The organism is Proteus penneri (assembly GCF_022369495.1).
GTDB classification, from domain to species: Bacteria; Pseudomonadota; Gammaproteobacteria; order Enterobacterales; family Enterobacteriaceae; genus Proteus; species Proteus penneri.
Genome location: NZ_CP059690.1, coordinates 1158939 through 1172984, shown reverse-complemented (window position 1 = coordinate 1172984; position 14046 = coordinate 1158939). Strand labels below are relative to the sequence as shown.

17 protein-coding genes and 2 pseudogenes are annotated in these 14046 nt (G+C 31.1%); 5 read left to right on the top strand and 14 right to left on the bottom strand.

What is annotated here, in order from left to right; all coding sequences use genetic code 11:
• Positions 1-205: 205 nt before the first annotated feature.
• Positions 206-982 carry a type I methionyl aminopeptidase gene (gene map, locus H1225_RS05345; RefSeq protein WP_109400290.1) on the bottom strand — a complete coding sequence of 259 codons (777 nt, stop codon included), beginning with the start codon at positions 980-982 and terminating at the stop codon, positions 206-208.
• Positions 983-995: 13 nt separating this feature from the next.
• Positions 996-1193 carry a ParD-like family protein gene (locus H1225_RS05340; RefSeq protein WP_036913277.1) on the bottom strand — a complete coding sequence of 66 codons (198 nt, stop codon included), beginning with the start codon at positions 1191-1193 and terminating at the stop codon, positions 996-998.
• A 396-nt stretch (positions 1194-1589) separates the two neighbouring features.
• Here H1225_RS05340 and H1225_RS05335 point away from each other — a divergent pair, with 396 nt between their 5' ends.
• A complete protein-coding gene (locus tag H1225_RS05335; RefSeq protein WP_161707056.1) occupies positions 1590-2129 on the top strand; it encodes an AAA family ATPase in 540 nt (179 codons plus the stop codon).
• A gap of 164 nt (positions 2130-2293) precedes the next feature.
• Here the strand turns inward: H1225_RS05335 and H1225_RS05330 are convergent, their stop codons facing one another.
• From H1225_RS05330 to H1225_RS05315, 5 genes and pseudogenes are all read right to left on the bottom strand, one after another.
• Positions 2294-2515, bottom strand: a complete 222-nt coding sequence (locus H1225_RS05330; RefSeq protein ID WP_072062611.1) for a DUF465 domain-containing protein — start codon at positions 2513-2515, stop codon at positions 2294-2296.
• A gap of 222 nt (positions 2516-2737) precedes the next feature.
• The gene (locus H1225_RS18405) at positions 2738-2848 is read right to left on the bottom strand and encodes a hypothetical protein (protein ID WP_420910163.1); all 111 of its coding nucleotides are present in this window, start codon (positions 2846-2848) and stop codon (positions 2738-2740) included.
• A 689-nt stretch (positions 2849-3537) separates the two neighbouring features.
• On the bottom strand, positions 3538-3693 hold the full coding sequence (locus H1225_RS05325; protein ID WP_006537179.1) for a hypothetical protein: 156 nt from the start codon (positions 3691-3693) through the stop codon (positions 3538-3540).
• A gap of 520 nt (positions 3694-4213) precedes the next feature.
• Positions 4214-4672: pseudogene (locus tag H1225_RS05320) on the bottom strand (anti-virulence regulator CigR family protein).
• A gap of 523 nt (positions 4673-5195) precedes the next feature.
• Positions 5196-5531 (bottom strand): c-type lysozyme inhibitor, encoded by a 336-nt coding sequence (locus H1225_RS05315; protein WP_275585127.1) that lies wholly within the window; start codon positions 5529-5531, stop codon positions 5196-5198.
• Between the two features lie 622 nt (positions 5532-6153).
• Between H1225_RS05315 and H1225_RS05310 the strand changes: the two genes are divergently transcribed.
• Positions 6154-7146: an acetyltransferase gene (locus tag H1225_RS05310; RefSeq protein WP_174704108.1), complete on the top strand. Its 993-nt coding sequence runs from the start codon at positions 6154-6156 to the stop codon at positions 7144-7146.
• 184 nt (positions 7147-7330) lie between these two features.
• Here the strand turns inward: H1225_RS05310 and H1225_RS05305 are convergent, their stop codons facing one another.
• The 3 genes from H1225_RS05305 to H1225_RS05295 all read right to left on the bottom strand — a co-directional run bounded on the left by H1225_RS05305 (position 7331) and on the right by H1225_RS05295 (position 9225).
• The gene (locus H1225_RS05305; protein WP_006537186.1) at positions 7331-7480 is read right to left on the bottom strand and encodes a bacteriocin immunity protein; all 150 of its coding nucleotides are present in this window, start codon (positions 7478-7480) and stop codon (positions 7331-7333) included.
• A gap of 215 nt (positions 7481-7695) precedes the next feature.
• Positions 7696-8205, bottom strand: a complete 510-nt coding sequence (locus H1225_RS05300; RefSeq protein ID WP_161671587.1) for a lipocalin family protein — start codon at positions 8203-8205, stop codon at positions 7696-7698.
• 24 nt (positions 8206-8229) lie between these two features.
• Positions 8230-9225 (bottom strand): YbgA family protein, encoded by a 996-nt coding sequence (locus H1225_RS05295; RefSeq protein WP_161723884.1) that lies wholly within the window; start codon positions 9223-9225, stop codon positions 8230-8232.
• 69 nt (positions 9226-9294) lie between these two features.
• Here H1225_RS05295 and H1225_RS05290 point away from each other — a divergent pair.
• Positions 9295-9547, top strand: a pseudogene (locus H1225_RS05290) (integrase); the annotation flags it as partial.
• A 278-nt stretch (positions 9548-9825) separates the two neighbouring features.
• Here the strand turns inward: H1225_RS05290 and H1225_RS05285 are convergent.
• The 3 genes from H1225_RS05285 to H1225_RS05275 form a co-directional block, all read right to left on the bottom strand.
• Positions 9826-9984 carry a colicin E3-like toxin immunity protein gene (locus tag H1225_RS05285; protein ID WP_338051117.1) on the bottom strand — a complete coding sequence of 53 codons (159 nt, stop codon included), beginning with the start codon at positions 9982-9984 and terminating at the stop codon, positions 9826-9828.
• A gap of 149 nt (positions 9985-10133) precedes the next feature.
• Positions 10134-10529 carry a subtilase family AB5 toxin binding subunit gene (locus tag H1225_RS05280; RefSeq protein WP_147280389.1) on the bottom strand — a complete coding sequence of 132 codons (396 nt, stop codon included), beginning with the start codon at positions 10527-10529 and terminating at the stop codon, positions 10134-10136.
• 62 nt (positions 10530-10591) lie between these two features.
• The gene (locus H1225_RS05275) at positions 10592-11251 is read right to left on the bottom strand and encodes a class I SAM-dependent methyltransferase (protein ID WP_161723886.1); all 660 of its coding nucleotides are present in this window, start codon (positions 11249-11251) and stop codon (positions 10592-10594) included.
• Between the two features lie 300 nt (positions 11252-11551).
• On the opposite strand from H1225_RS05275, the gene H1225_RS05270 reads away from it, so the two are divergent.
• The gene (locus H1225_RS05270) at positions 11552-12778 is read left to right on the top strand and encodes a phosphoadenosine phosphosulfate reductase (protein WP_006537192.1); all 1227 of its coding nucleotides are present in this window, start codon (positions 11552-11554) and stop codon (positions 12776-12778) included.
• A gap of 12 nt (positions 12779-12790) precedes the next feature.
• Entirely contained in the window at positions 12791-13432 is a 642-nt protein-coding gene (locus tag H1225_RS05265) for an IbrB-like domain-containing protein (RefSeq protein WP_006537193.1), read from the top strand.
• 130 nt (positions 13433-13562) lie between these two features.
• Here H1225_RS05265 and H1225_RS05260 read toward each other — a convergent pair whose 3' ends face one another.
• Entirely contained in the window at positions 13563-14021 is a 459-nt protein-coding gene (locus H1225_RS05260; RefSeq protein ID WP_161723888.1) for an Hsp20 family protein, read from the bottom strand.
• Positions 14022-14046 lie beyond the last annotated feature (25 nt).

The window sequence follows — 14046 nt, the reverse complement described above, 5'->3', positions numbered from 1 at the left end:
GATTATAGTAAATATCGATTTTTAATGCCTTAATTGTTTTAAGTATTATTAGTATAATCTCTATTTTACGGTTGTAACGCACTATTTTAATTTATTATTTATTATTTATTATTTATTAGTAGCCACTTTAATTAAAAACTAAATCATTTTGAAACTATAAAGAATATTTTCTCTTAAAATGGCTATAAATATAAAAGAGTAACAATTATGGTAATACTTCTTCAGGACGCAAAGTGAGTACTTCATACCCTGTTGCTGTTACTAAAATAGTATGTTCTGATTGAGCAGATAATTTTTTATCTCTTGTCACAACTGTCCAACCATCTTTTTTGGTTTTTATTTTAGCACCGCCTTGATTTATCATTGGCTCAATAGTAAAAGTCATACCTTCTTTTAATTCAACACCTTGTCCTTTAATACCATAATGTAGTACTTGTGGTGCTTCATGCATCTCTCTTCCTATTCCATGCCCACAGTATTCTCTCACTACACTATATCCATGACTCTGCGCAAAACTTTGAATAGCATGACCAATATCGCCTAATGTCGCACCTGGTTTTACTTCCTTAATACCTTCCCACATTGCTTGATACGTTATTTTTGCTAATTTGCGCGCAATAGGGGATGCATCTGGCATAATATACATTTTACTAGAGTCAGCAATAAATCCATTTTTTTCTAGTGTAATATCAACATTAACAATATCTTTGCTTTTAAGGCGTTCATCTGCTTTTGGCACACCATGGCAAACAACTTCATTGATAGATGTATTTAGCACATACTCATAACCATATTGACCTTTACTTGCTGGTCTCGATTGGAGTTCATTGACAATAAAATCATCAACTTTATCGTTAATCTCTAGTGTAGAAACACCAGGTACAATAAAATCATCAAGCATTGTAAAAACTTTTGCCAATAAACGTCCTGACTCACGCATTAATTCAATTTCGTCAGCTGTTTTAATCGTTATTTTTTCCACTCTTCTTCCCTCTTTATTCTACTTCTTGCTTGATGGCTTCTTTTTCTAGCATTTCATTGATAATCATTGGAAACGTTTTATCTGGATTTAATTCTGCTTGAATGCCAATTTTTATCCAAAACTCGGCTTGAGCATTAACAGAGCGTGACATCACATTACTTGCTTTTCGCAAGTACTCATGTAACTCATCAGAAATTTTTACAATACCCACACCAATCCTTATATACAGATCATAATAAAACATATGCGTTCTATAATAAAATCAAATTCTTCTTCTTTCAATTGCTATTCGATACCATCATAGGCATAAAATGCCTAAATTAAGAAAAAAGGAGAAACAGGAAAAAATAGAACCCAAAATGATAATATTGTCTTTTTTATTTCCATATAATTAATTATCTATGCTCATAAGTTCATAATATTTGACTTCAAACTATCGGTTCTTATCAAAATAAAAGTTACTTAAAATTTATATTAGCATTTAATGCTAGCACACTTTTTCTAATTCCCTTTTTAAGTATACTTAATCTCTAACAACTCCATCTTAACGCCTTCTATACATCATCACCATTCTCTTAATTAATTATATAAACTTATAGGAGTTATCATGCCTGTAAAATCACATCGTATTATATTAACTGGAGGCCCCGGCTCTGGAAAAACCACACTAATAAATGAACTTGAAAATAGAGGTTATCTTTGTTCTTTAGAAGCAGGAAGAGCCATCATTCAAGACCAAATTGTAATTGAAGGAAATGCATTACCATGGGAAGATCCGAACGCTTTTGCACAAGCAATGTTAATTTGGGAGTTACGGTCATGGCATGAAGCAAACAACAATAAAAGGCTTTATTTCTATGATAGAGGCCTCCCAGATATTGCAGGGTATTTACTACTATGTGGTTTAGCTATCCCAAAACACCTTAATAAGGCAATTAACTTATTTCGTTATTCCACAAATGTGTTTATAGCACCACCATGGGCCGAAATTTATACTCAAGATCAAGAAAGAAAACAAACAAAAAAAGAAGCAGAAGAAACCTATTTAGCTATGATAGCTGTTTATAAAAGATATAATTATAATTTAATAGAGCTACCTAAAATAGGTATAACTGATAGAGCTAATTTTATTATTAATAAAATATAATTTATCTCGATGTACTTTGGAAAGGTGAATTTTGACATAGTACATAACTAATTAATCATTTTTAGATCCTAGGTAGTAAAAAGGCTACATCAGTAGCCTTTTCTTTATAAATAAATTGTGTAATTTATATGATTTCTTAATCAAGAATAAATTATTTTTACTACTTACTCTTCTTTTGGTGGATTTTTGAGGATCTGATGAATTTTTTCTTTCAGTTTCAATTTTTGTTTTTTTAGCTCAACAACTTCTTCACCATAACCTCTTCTATCTTTATGCTCTAATCTAACAATTCTATGGTCAAGTTCGTTATGTTGTTCAAATAGAGCACGAAAATCAGGATCAGTCTGACGAAGTTTTGAAATTAAATCACGATATTCTGGAAACATAAAAAGTTACCTTCCTTATTAATTGTGAATTAAATACTCTTATAATATTTACTCAAACTGATTAGGCTGTCATTGGCTTTATGTTAAAAATAAGACCAACATCAATTAATATTTTTATTTTTTGAAATAACTCATTATTCTTATATTTTACATTTTTAAACATAGTTATAAAATTCAACGCATAAAAGCACATAAAAAATATAAATATAACTAAGCTAAAAATTATAACATAATGAAAAACACGTGTTTATTTATCTCTTCAAGCCAAACATCATCATATCCGTCTCTATTAATAATAAAATGATATCCCTCTGTTAAATAAAGATAATTTATTACTTCAAGTAGCCATTTTTCCAGATATTCCTCACAATAGGAAAATCAACTTATCGTTATCTACTAAGTATTGCCAAAAGAGAACATAGAGCCATCTATTCACATAGCAAAAAAATAAAAATAAGTAAATCCACGTAACATCATATGCCCACAGGGAATGAAAAAACATCAATTTGCCTTAAAACTAGACAAGATAAAGCATAAAAACACTTTTTTACTAAAAAAAGCATTTATTGTTAATTTATAAAATGAAAATTCACTACATTTATATTGATCTCTAATAGTTTTTTATACCCATCTATTCGAGTCACTAAGCCCAATGCCGCCACATTGGGCTTTTTTATTAGCAATGTTTATTAATATCATGCCTCATTATAACTAGCTTATATCTCTTTCACTTTACTCTAATACTTTTTTAAACAATTAAATCATTTGATTTTATGTAGCTTAATCAATATCAACTACTGCATTAAGCAATTTTTTGATTTCATTTATATATCTTACTCTCTCTTTTTTAAGATATAAGAATATAATAAATAACTGACAGTAACAGTACAACTTTCGTCATCTAAATAACAATATTTAGATAGTAATCCTACAAAAATAAAAACAGATAAAACGATAAACTCCAGCAACAAAAACCATAAAATAGCAATGCCGACTCAATTCCCTCTTGTCGGCATTAGTAATTATTTATTAGATAAAATATCTTGCTCTTGTAATTTAGAAAGAGCTAATTCTTTCATCCAATCTGCAAGTAATGGTACTGTTTTTATTGAATCCAATAAAGCACGTTCTTTTTTTGTTAAACGAATAACAATAACTTCTGTTTTCATTGTAGACATAATATTTCCCCATTTGTAAAAAAGAAAATATTGACACAAAATAGTAACAGAACGGTCTGACTTACACGGTTTTACAAAATGATCATTTAACGATGACTAGCAATACATTATGTGTGGTATTTATTTAACTTGGCTTAATCATTCTATTTTTTATGTAAACGCTTTATTTAAGATTGCTCATCTTCATAATGAGATCCATACAAATATAAATAAAGGTAAAAAAGTTAAAAGAAATTGCTAATATGCTGAAAAATATTACGTTAAGTCGTTGCGTGACCAGCAAATATGATCTATGACGATAGAATGGAAACACCAACGAAACCAGCACCAACATCAAATCACACTAGATATTTAATCAATGTCCGCAACCAATCTGCTCCGGAAGCAGAAAGTCCTTTCTCGTAAGAAAAAAGGAAGTCTCAACAGGCCTAAAGCTCTGAAGGTTGCTAAACTCACAAGACTATGTGTTATAGATTATAAATCTCAGCCACTGTATCAAATATATTTAATTCGTTATATTTTAATCAAAAACATTATTAATGATTGAAGTCACTATTGCTGTGCTTAATGCAATTAACACCAAATCATTTCCGACAATACGCTATTCATAGCCAGGATAGTAAGGCAATTGGTTAAGCATTTTTTCAGGAACCATTTTCTTCGCAATACCAGGCGGCAATGGTTTTCCTCTTACTAAATTTTTAGCAATACCAGGTGGTAACGATGAGTATCCAGTAAATCCACCATTTAGCGCAATTGCTCTAGCCTCATTATAAGATAACGAAATTGAGAAAGATGTTTCATTATCAAAGTGGTTATTTTGTGATTTATTATGCCATTTATTTGGTTTTTCTCCTTGATATCCTTTATTTTGACCTCTTCCGTGCCCATTATTTGGATCAGCATAAGAAGAGACTGATATCACCGACAATCCTATAATTATCAATAACAAGTTACTTATTCTAGAAAGAATTCTCATATCTATGACCTCAAAAATTAATTTTTACAGAGTATCCTTCAAGCTACACAACTACCATAAGTAATACTCCTAGAAAAAAAATAATTGACAATATAATGGGTGTTGATTCCGTAGTCAGCGCAGACAAAAAAGTCTCACTAAATAACTTATTATAATAAGTAATTGATTTAATTAAACTTGATTGCTCTACACTACCAGAACTTTTAAGCGATATATTCTGCTGTTAGATTATTCCAAGCATGTTGAATGAGTAATAAACTGATTCACAACACTTAAGATAAAATATATTGATATTTTTATATTACAAAAAATCTTTATTACGATATAGCTATTGAGTTTTTATTTTATTTTGTTTATTAATAATGTCATTAACGCCGTAGAGTTATAGGTTCTAAGTTATTTATTTAGTTAACAGTTTTGCCAAGCTCAAATTGCAACGTAAATTTCTCTTGAGAATACAATAAAGGCCACCAAAGTGACCTTTATAAAAATGCCAAATAATTTTCACCAAAACTCGTGATTATTAGCTAGCTTTGCAACCACTTAATACTGGTTTATCTTTTCCTTCAACTAAATCGGCATTAGCACCTTTAGTATAAAGCTTATAGGTGTAATTTTTATTTATTGCCTCATAGTTTGCTCCTGAAGCCATTTTCATAATCTTCATTGGTATCATTTCGTTCATTTGATTAATAATTGCATAGCTATCCTTTTCCGTATTTATATAAATAACTTCCATTGTTTGATTGTTTTCACATGTATAAGATACTTTCGTTATATCATCTGCATTATCTGCCATAGCAAAACCTGCAGATAAAAAGCTAACCGTAAAAGCAATACTTTTTAATAATAGTTTCATATAATCTCCTAATACTATTTGACACACACTTCTAATACATCACTAACTAATTCCTTATAGTTAATCGAATCCTATATTATTTTCTATGAGATTTATCTAATTATAAAAAGGTAACATTGACTTATTGAATAATAAGGAGCTTATTTTAATCTTTTCTTAATTTATTATTAGAGATATAAACATGATTAGGTAAGCATTCAAAACATTAGCTTTCGAAATGAAAGTTAGCTCTGAATTAAGGCATATTGTACAAAATCACAAAAAACTAGGAGTTCCTCAAAAATATTATGACAAATATAATTTTTTAAGAAAAAGCGAAGTTCGCCTAATAAATAGAGTAAAAAGCCATTCTCACTTAAAGATTTGTAACATTTTATCTATACCCAATATAATGAGCTTTGAACACATAAAAAACTTCCGTTAAGAGGCCTTTATTAATTTAACAAGGACAGTAGTTAGCTTTTCAAATTCAGCTTTTTCATTGTGAATATCGATGTTACGTTTCGGGGTAGCGACTCAAATATTATCTATATCATAAACCGCTCTACCTTGACTAATAAATTTATTTCAAATAAGTGTATCAATACAGTACAATAAAGTAATTTCTATATAGGGCGCTCATATGAAACAACAAATTAAGCCTGAGTCAAATAATATGGCCCAACCATATTGGCCTACCTTGAAACTCATATTGAGTTCTTTTATTGTTTTTAATTTCTACTTAAATTTAGCTGATAAAAACAAGATCTTACTTCTTATTGATATTTTTAACTTAACACTAATTCCTATGTTTGTATTTATAGTTGCATTTGTAACGAAAAATATCACGTGGAAGTCTTTAAAGCTTAGTTTACTTTCATCTATTATCATTTACTTAACATTTCAAACAGTTGATGCAATCCCACTATACTTCTCAGGCGAATTAAGTTTAAATACTTATATCTTTGAACCTCAAAATGGAGTATGGTTTTTTTTAGCTACACCTGTTTGGCAAACTTTTTTTTTATTATTACCAAAAAAATTAAAATCTAATAAATTAATATTATTTTCTATTTTGATAGCATCATTGGTGCTTTCTTATTTAGCCAAAAATTATTTAATTAATTCATCCCAATTCTTCTCTATTATTATATATTTCCCATTCTTTATAATGGCTTATTTTATTAATAATGAAAATATATCCTCATTAAGAAAAAAACCTTTTTTGATAATTGTAATCACTACAACTTTAGCTATAGCTACACTCTATCATGAGGACAGTATCAATAGCGTAATTATAAACTTTACTAAAACTGATTTTTTATCATCTTTTTTTGTTATGTATATTTTAAAGTTCTTGATAAGTGTTGTTTTAGGTTCCAGTATAATTTATTTCGCTTTATCAACTGATAAATATGCTAGAGTATCAAACAATGCTTTAGGTGTTTATTTAATCCATCCTATTATTTGTTTTATTTTCTTACAAATATTAACTTATTTCCATGTGGAATATACTTTTTTAGTCATAATATTACTAACACTATCAACGATTAGCCTCTCTCTTTTATTAGCTTTTAACTCAACTATTCACTGGTTTATTGAGCCTAAATTAAACTTTAACAAGTCGCCACATTAAAACTGCTTAAAAATCATAAGTAACGGTCTTAGCAGCAATTGCCTCTCCATATCTTTAATGATTAAATCGGTAACTTCTGTGCAAACCATAAAAGACTTGGTGTTTTTCAAAAGCATTATGACAGATATGATTTTTTAAGAAAAAATGGGGATCACTTAATGTGTGGAGTGAAACACTTTTGTTACTAGAAGATGAGCAACACTTTATCTACATTCTTGAACTCTAAAATATGCTTAACATCTTCTTTTGTAGTGTTTTCTACATTAAAAATTTGTTTAACAAATGATAAAAATTCAGCTTCCGTATAATCACTAATATTTTGCTTTTGACTCATTATTATTTCTCTCTATGAATATCAATGAGCCGCTTAGGATTGCTCAGAACCTGCATAAAGTCACCGTTTACGGACACTGCAATAGCTTTTTAAGCCCGAGCATGTTAACGCCATCCCGATAACAAATCCCCATTCATATTACGAATAGACACCTTCAAGTCATAATTAAATACTACCAAATTAGATAGTATTTAAATTCAGCTATATACCTTTTGTTAAAATATTATGATCCTGCTACTATCAAATCCATATGATGTTGCAAAATTAATATATTCATTCAACAAATTTGATGGCATGGTCGGTGTACGTGATAAAATCCATAAATAATCTTTATCTGGCCCTACAACCAAAGAATATTGATAATACTTATCCAATTTGATGATATTATATCCACCATAGAATGGACCAAAAAATGATACTTTTAATGCACCTTTATTAGATGAATCAACAAAATAAGCCTTACCGATACTTTCTTTCCAGCGATGTTTATTTTGACTCCAACCTCGATTAATAACCTTAACACCACCATCATTTCGTAATGAATAATTTGCGGTAACTTTCGTTAAGCCTTTTTCAAAACGATTATCTATTCTAGCGACCTCATACCACAGCCCAAGATAACGTGATAGATCAAAATTATTAACAGGCTCAATGTCACTCGGAGGAATAACATTACATCCAGTAAGAATCAATGAGCTTAAAAAAGTGACAAAAGAACGTATCATATTTTCCTCCTATCAATAAGTTTATTATAATCCATAACGTAATCTTAAGGATTGGGGATAAGGATGAAAATATCTCTGTTTACTCAAATAATTATCAGGATACTCTGATAGATAATAATTAATTAATGTTAAAGGTGCTAATAAAGGCTGTATTCCTTGACGATATTCTAAAATTAATTGACTTAATGTTTGTCGCTGATTTGGTGTTAAATAACGCTTAAAATACCCCTGTACATGCATAAGAACATTAGTATGATTACGTCGTGTTGCTTGGTGCTGTAATAATGTCATAAATCTATTTCGATATTCATCAAAAAAAGCTTCCAATGAATGCCATTCTTTATTATTAGCAACAAAGCGACCTAACTCTCTATAAAGAGGTTGTGAATGAGCCAATAAGAGCAATTTATATCTTGTATGGAAATCGATTAAAGACTGACGAGTAAATGCGTTCATTCTCAATTCATTCAACTCATCCAGTGCAAATACACGTATAACAAAATTTTCTCTTATATGAGGATCATTCAATCGTCCATCTTCTTCTACTGGTAACCAAGGCATCTTTTTTTTCAGATTTTCTGTAAAAATACCCGTCCCTGCCTTCCGATTACCATTACCAATAGGATCGTATACACGAACACGCTCTAATCCACAACTTGGTGATTTTGCACAAACAATATACCCACTAAACTGATTAAATTTCTCTAAATACTCAACAGAATACCGATTCATCTTTTCAGTTAAATCACCTTCACTCCCGTTACTAAATTTTAATGCAATTTCTCCTGAATTTGATTTAACTAATCTTAGTGCGGGTCTTGGTGTAGGTAAACCAATAGCCATCTCAGGACAAGCCGATTGATATTCAAAATAATTAGATAATTCATCTACGGCAAGATGAAAGCACTTATGACCACCATCAAATCTAACATTATTGCCTAATAAACAAGTGCTAATCCCTACAATAATTTTTTTACTAACAAATTTATTTTTGTGAATATCTGTAACAGAGTTAAGCATTCTTACTACCTCATATGAAACATTCATATAATCTGATTATAGTAGATCATAACTGTATTCATATTAGTAAGATTAGATATCAGTGAATTAAAAATTAATTCTTATCGAAAAAAAATGAAACCTATTAATTTATTCCGTCAGTATTGTGGTACGAAAATATAAAAAGAGATAACCGCATTAGATATCGCTGAAATAATCGATTCTGTCAAAGTATTAGGATATTCAAAAATGGCGCACTATTTATCAGCAAGCTAAAAATCCCCCTCCTTACCTGCAATGTGGCATGTTATTGGCCTTAACCACAGGTCAACGGATCGGTGATGATGGATTATTAGAAAAGGTATCTAGCTATGAGAGACGATAAAACAAACCCGAAGGCTTAAGTAGTTCTCCTGATGTTCGCTGTGTCGTTAGTCGGTATGGTCTGCCTGGGAGGTGCCATATTGTAAAATGCGAAAATGACGGAGAGGACTTTATTGAAGGTGAGTGTGTTAAGATTGATTAACTTACTGATTTTTTCTAGATCGTCATTTGGAACAAAAAAGCCTTCGTTAAGAGGCTTTTAAAACGATACGAATAAATATTATATACGTTTGTTCATTACCACTTATCACGATAATCAAAAGCTACCTGATAATCGTATTTATTTAGTTCAATTTTATGTTTGATATATTTCTGTAGGTAAGGAACCCATGCGGAAATAACATCGAAGCTACCTGCATTTATGATATTTTCTGTCGGATTAACAGTCTGTTCAATAACCGTGTCGTCATCTCCCAGATCGACCGAATATTTTAGTTATAGGAGCAGACACACAGCTCTTGTGTAAAGTGATTAGGGTATGATGAGTACTGTGGTCTGCGTATTAGGAAAGGATAATGCAAGTTATAAAATATACTATTATTCAATTAGTTATCTTTTGTTGGTCCCATGCAACGACTATTATGACAACTAGCGAACCCTGCTATCGCTTTATTTGAATATACTCGAGTAAATTTGGGATGAGTCCAAACATTAGGTTGAACATATAACCTAAAGCTTTTACCTGTTGTGTAGTAATAATGTGCTTGCTGAAAAAAGTGCTCATAAGAAGAAGCCCAATCTGACTTATTAGATACAGCACAGGCGATAAATTGACCACCATGATTCATGGCCTTAACACAAAAATACCGACCATCTTCAATTTTGCCCGAATTAAAATCCGTTAACGTAACATTAGAATAATATTCAATATTATGACTTAATGTATCTGTGGCAAATGCCGCTGGTGTTAAGAATAAAAAGGCAAAAAACAGGCTACGCATTAACATATCATTCCTTAAGAAAATAAAGATAAAAGACCTCTAATCCAGAATAATATTTCTTATTATTTTTTATTCTTCGCTATGAACAAAGCTACAGTACCTTGTACATGTATAGAGATGTCATGAAATAAAGAGGAAAGCATTTCTTCCAAAGAGCCTACCGAATCAGAATAATTACAAAAAATACCTTTTTTGTTATAAATAGACATTAATTTTTTACCAAAGAAATTATGTTTAACTCCCTGCCCTAAAATCGTTGCGCCATATAAAACCCCTTTTTCTGTCAGTAAATAGCTTATATTTTCTATTGCTTTTTTCTTATCATCCATTGTTCCTGGTAAGCAATGTAGTAAATAAAACAAGGAGATAGAATTATAAGATCCATTTAATTTATTAGAAAAAGGCTGAAAAACATCATGCTGGAGGCAATTTATTAATTTATCATCAGATAAATACTTTTTAGTATGTTCCAGACTGTGCAAATTAAGATCAGTTAATGAGATTTCTTTTATATAACTTATTGATTTTTTCAAATAAAATCCCGTTCCAACACCAATATCCATATGGCGATCACCGAGATGATTTTTAAAATGTGGAATTAAATATTTATTCGTATCACACTGCCATGCATAGCTATTAGAAATATTAAGCACCCACCAATCATATAGCTTCAATGACACTGGTGTATATACTTTAACTCCATCATGTGTACTTAATGTCATACAATACCTATCATAAAATGACTATTTTATTTTTTATTTATTGTATGAATAGTTGAAAATACCGAATAATAAATCAGGAAATATCTTTAAAATATTATCTACTAACTAAATCACTTTCTTTATTTCCCTTCATTATAAAAATCTTTCATTACTAGAGACTATCAATAATAACAATGACATATGATTTATTATTCTATTTTTCAAGTAAATCTCAGTAACAATCAGCAACCATCACTTACCCTTATGGTCTAAATATGATTAAGTAATAATACTATTAACTAACTTATTCTGGTGATAGTTATGTCTTGCAAACACAAAATTCCTCTTGGAATAAATGTGCTAGATGCTACTCGAACACGAATTGAATGGTTGTTTGATACTTTTGAACAAATCTCTCTCTCCTTTTCTGGAGGTAAAGATTCTACTGTTCTGTTTCATCTTGTTGCTGCAGAAGCAAGAAAGCGGCATCGAAAACTCAATGTCATGTTTCTTGACTGGGAAGTGCAATATTCCGCTACCATTAACCATGTTGCAAAAATGAAATTTTTGTATGAAGACTGTACGGAGCGATTTTACTGGATAGCATTACCTATAACCACGGAAAGCGGTATCTCACAATATGAACCGACTTGGACAGCTTGGGAACCAGGAAAAAAATGGGTAAGGCAACCGCCAGAAGACGCAATAATTGATCCAGACTTTTTCCCTTTTTATCATCCAAATATGATTTTTGAAGACTTCACACCTGCATTTAATCAGTGGATCACGGGAAATCATCGTAGTTCAGTTATTTTATTAGGGATCAGAGCCGATGAATCATTAAATCGCTTTATTGCTATCAATAACAACCAAAAACTACGTTATGCCGATGATATCCCATGGACAACGGCATCACCCGAAGGTTTTTATTATATGGCCTATCCTATTTATGACTGGCATGTAAAAGATATTTGGTCATACATTTCACGTTTTAACCTACCCTATAATTCTATTTATGATCTAATGCACCAAGCTGGGGTTAGTTTAAGTCAAATGCGTATTTGTGAGCCATTTGGCCCTGAACAACGTAAAGGGCTATGGTTATACCATGTTTTAGAACCTGAGACGTGGAGTCTCGCCTGTGAACGAGTGAGTGGTGCTGATGCAGGTATGTTATACACTCACCCTCATAATAAATCAGGTTTTTTTGGGCAACGTAAAATTAGTAAACCAGCCCATCATACATGGAAATCTTACGCCCACTTTTTACTAGCGAGCTTACCGGAACAAACAGCCGAACATTACCGAAATAAAATCGCAGTTTACCTTCATTGGTATGTTGAGCGAGATTACCCAAATGGAATACCCGATGAACAAGATGGTGATACTAGCAGTAAACAAATCCCGTCTTGGCGACGGATCTGTAAAACTATTTTACGTAATGATTTTTGGTGTAGAACATTAGCATTTAGTCCTACTAAATCACACTGTTATGACCGATATTGCAAACGGATACAGGAAAAACGTAAAAATTGGCAGTTGATTTAACAAGAGGTAAATATGACTATTGAAACAGTGTTTTCTTCGCTAAAAGATTATCTACTAAAACTAAATGATGAGCAAAAAATCGAAGCTATCAATAAAATCAAACTATTTGTTCATCAAATTAGTCCATTCAAAAATGAACCTATAGACTGTGTTCTTTGGATAAAGCAAAATCAAGTCATAGCAAATGACTACAATCCTAATGTTATGTCTCCTACAGAAAAGAGATTACTCAAAACCTCATTGATAAAAGACGGTTATACTCAACCCGTTGTTGTAGTATCTGCACCACAAAATAAAACTAAACAATTGCAATGGCAAATCGTTGATGGCTATCATCGTTATTTATTAAGTAAAGAAAACGCCTTAAAAAAACGAATTAATAATTATTTACCAGTCACCATCCTTGATGTTAAAAACAACACAATGTCAGATCAAATAGCAACAACTATTCGTCATAATCGAGCAAGAGGACAACATCAAGTCGCAGCTATGTCAGATATAGTTAGAGATCTATCCCGATTAGGATGGAGCGATAAACGGATTGGTGATGAACTAGGTATGTCACAAGATGAAGTATTACGCTTAAAACAAATCTGTGGGTTAGCTGAATTATTTTCAAAGCGCCTTTTCTCAGAGGCTTGGACAGTAAAATAAGAAATAATTATTTTCTATCTATAAAACTAATCAACTCAAGTTTGAATTAATCCAATTTAAAGCCCTGACAAAAACAATTAAGGCTACACATTATGTGTAGCCTTAATCTTATTCACATTATCTAACTCAATTAGCTTTTATCTTTATTTTCTATCGCTATTGTTTGCCGTTTTTCTTCTTCAGGTAACTCATACTCAATAGCGATGGTCAGAAGCCCACTTGATAAATCGGCTTTTTCTATTTTAACATTTTTACCGAGGTCAAACTGCAACGTAAATTGTCCTTGAGATATGCCCCGGTGGATCCATTTATCATTGTCTTCTTCTGATTTTTCTTCTTTTTTCCCTTCAATCAATAAACGGCTTCCTTTCAATGAAACTGATAAGTCATCTTCTTGATATCCAGGCACACTCACTGTCAGTTCATAATGGTTATCATCAATCTGTTTCAGGTTATAAGTCTGAATTGGTGATGCAATGGGCTTACTGCCTGTTAACTGACTAAACAGGCGATCTATCTGATCAAAACGGTTTGAAAGTAAGTTGTCAGATAATGTTGGGAATAATGAAAAAGGTTTAATGTTAGGCATATAACTCCTCCTTCAGTATTTCGTG

Excerpts from the sequence above, each read along its gene's own strand:
- H1225_RS05325 (WP_006537179.1), bottom strand. The coding sequence starts at position 3,693 with ATGTCTACAATGAAAACAGAAGTTATTGTTATTCGTTTAACAAAAAAA.
- H1225_RS05295 (WP_161723884.1), bottom strand. The coding sequence starts at position 9,225 with ATGCTTAACTCTGTTACAGATATTCACAAAAATAAATTTGTTAGTAAA.
- H1225_RS05330 (WP_072062611.1), bottom strand. The coding sequence starts at position 2,515 with ATGTTTCCAGAATATCGTGATTTAATTTCAAAACTTCGTCAGACTGAT.
- H1225_RS05310 (WP_174704108.1), top strand. The coding sequence starts at position 6,154 with ATGAAACAACAAATTAAGCCTGAGTCAAATAATATGGCCCAACCATAT.
- H1225_RS05300 (WP_161671587.1), bottom strand. The coding sequence starts at position 8,205 with ATGATACGTTCTTTTGTCACTTTTTTAAGCTCATTGATTCTTACTGGA.
- H1225_RS05305 (WP_006537186.1), bottom strand. The coding sequence starts at position 7,480 with ATGAGTCAAAAGCAAAATATTAGTGATTATACGGAAGCTGAATTTTTA.
- H1225_RS05275 (WP_161723886.1), bottom strand. The coding sequence starts at position 11,251 with ATGACATTAAGTACACATGATGGAGTTAAAGTATATACACCAGTGTCA.
- H1225_RS05260 (WP_161723888.1), bottom strand. The coding sequence starts at position 14,021 with ATGCCTAACATTAAACCTTTTTCATTATTCCCAACATTATCTGACAAC.
- H1225_RS05270 (WP_006537192.1), top strand. The coding sequence starts at position 11,552 with ATGTCTTGCAAACACAAAATTCCTCTTGGAATAAATGTGCTAGATGCT.
- H1225_RS05280 (WP_147280389.1), bottom strand. The coding sequence starts at position 10,529 with ATGCGTAGCCTGTTTTTTGCCTTTTTATTCTTAACACCAGCGGCATTT.
- H1225_RS05265 (WP_006537193.1), top strand. The coding sequence starts at position 12,791 with ATGACTATTGAAACAGTGTTTTCTTCGCTAAAAGATTATCTACTAAAA.
- H1225_RS05315 (WP_275585127.1), bottom strand. The coding sequence starts at position 5,531 with ATGAAACTATTATTAAAAAGTATTGCTTTTACGGTTAGCTTTTTATCT.
- H1225_RS05335 (WP_161707056.1), top strand. The coding sequence starts at position 1,590 with ATGCCTGTAAAATCACATCGTATTATATTAACTGGAGGCCCCGGCTCT.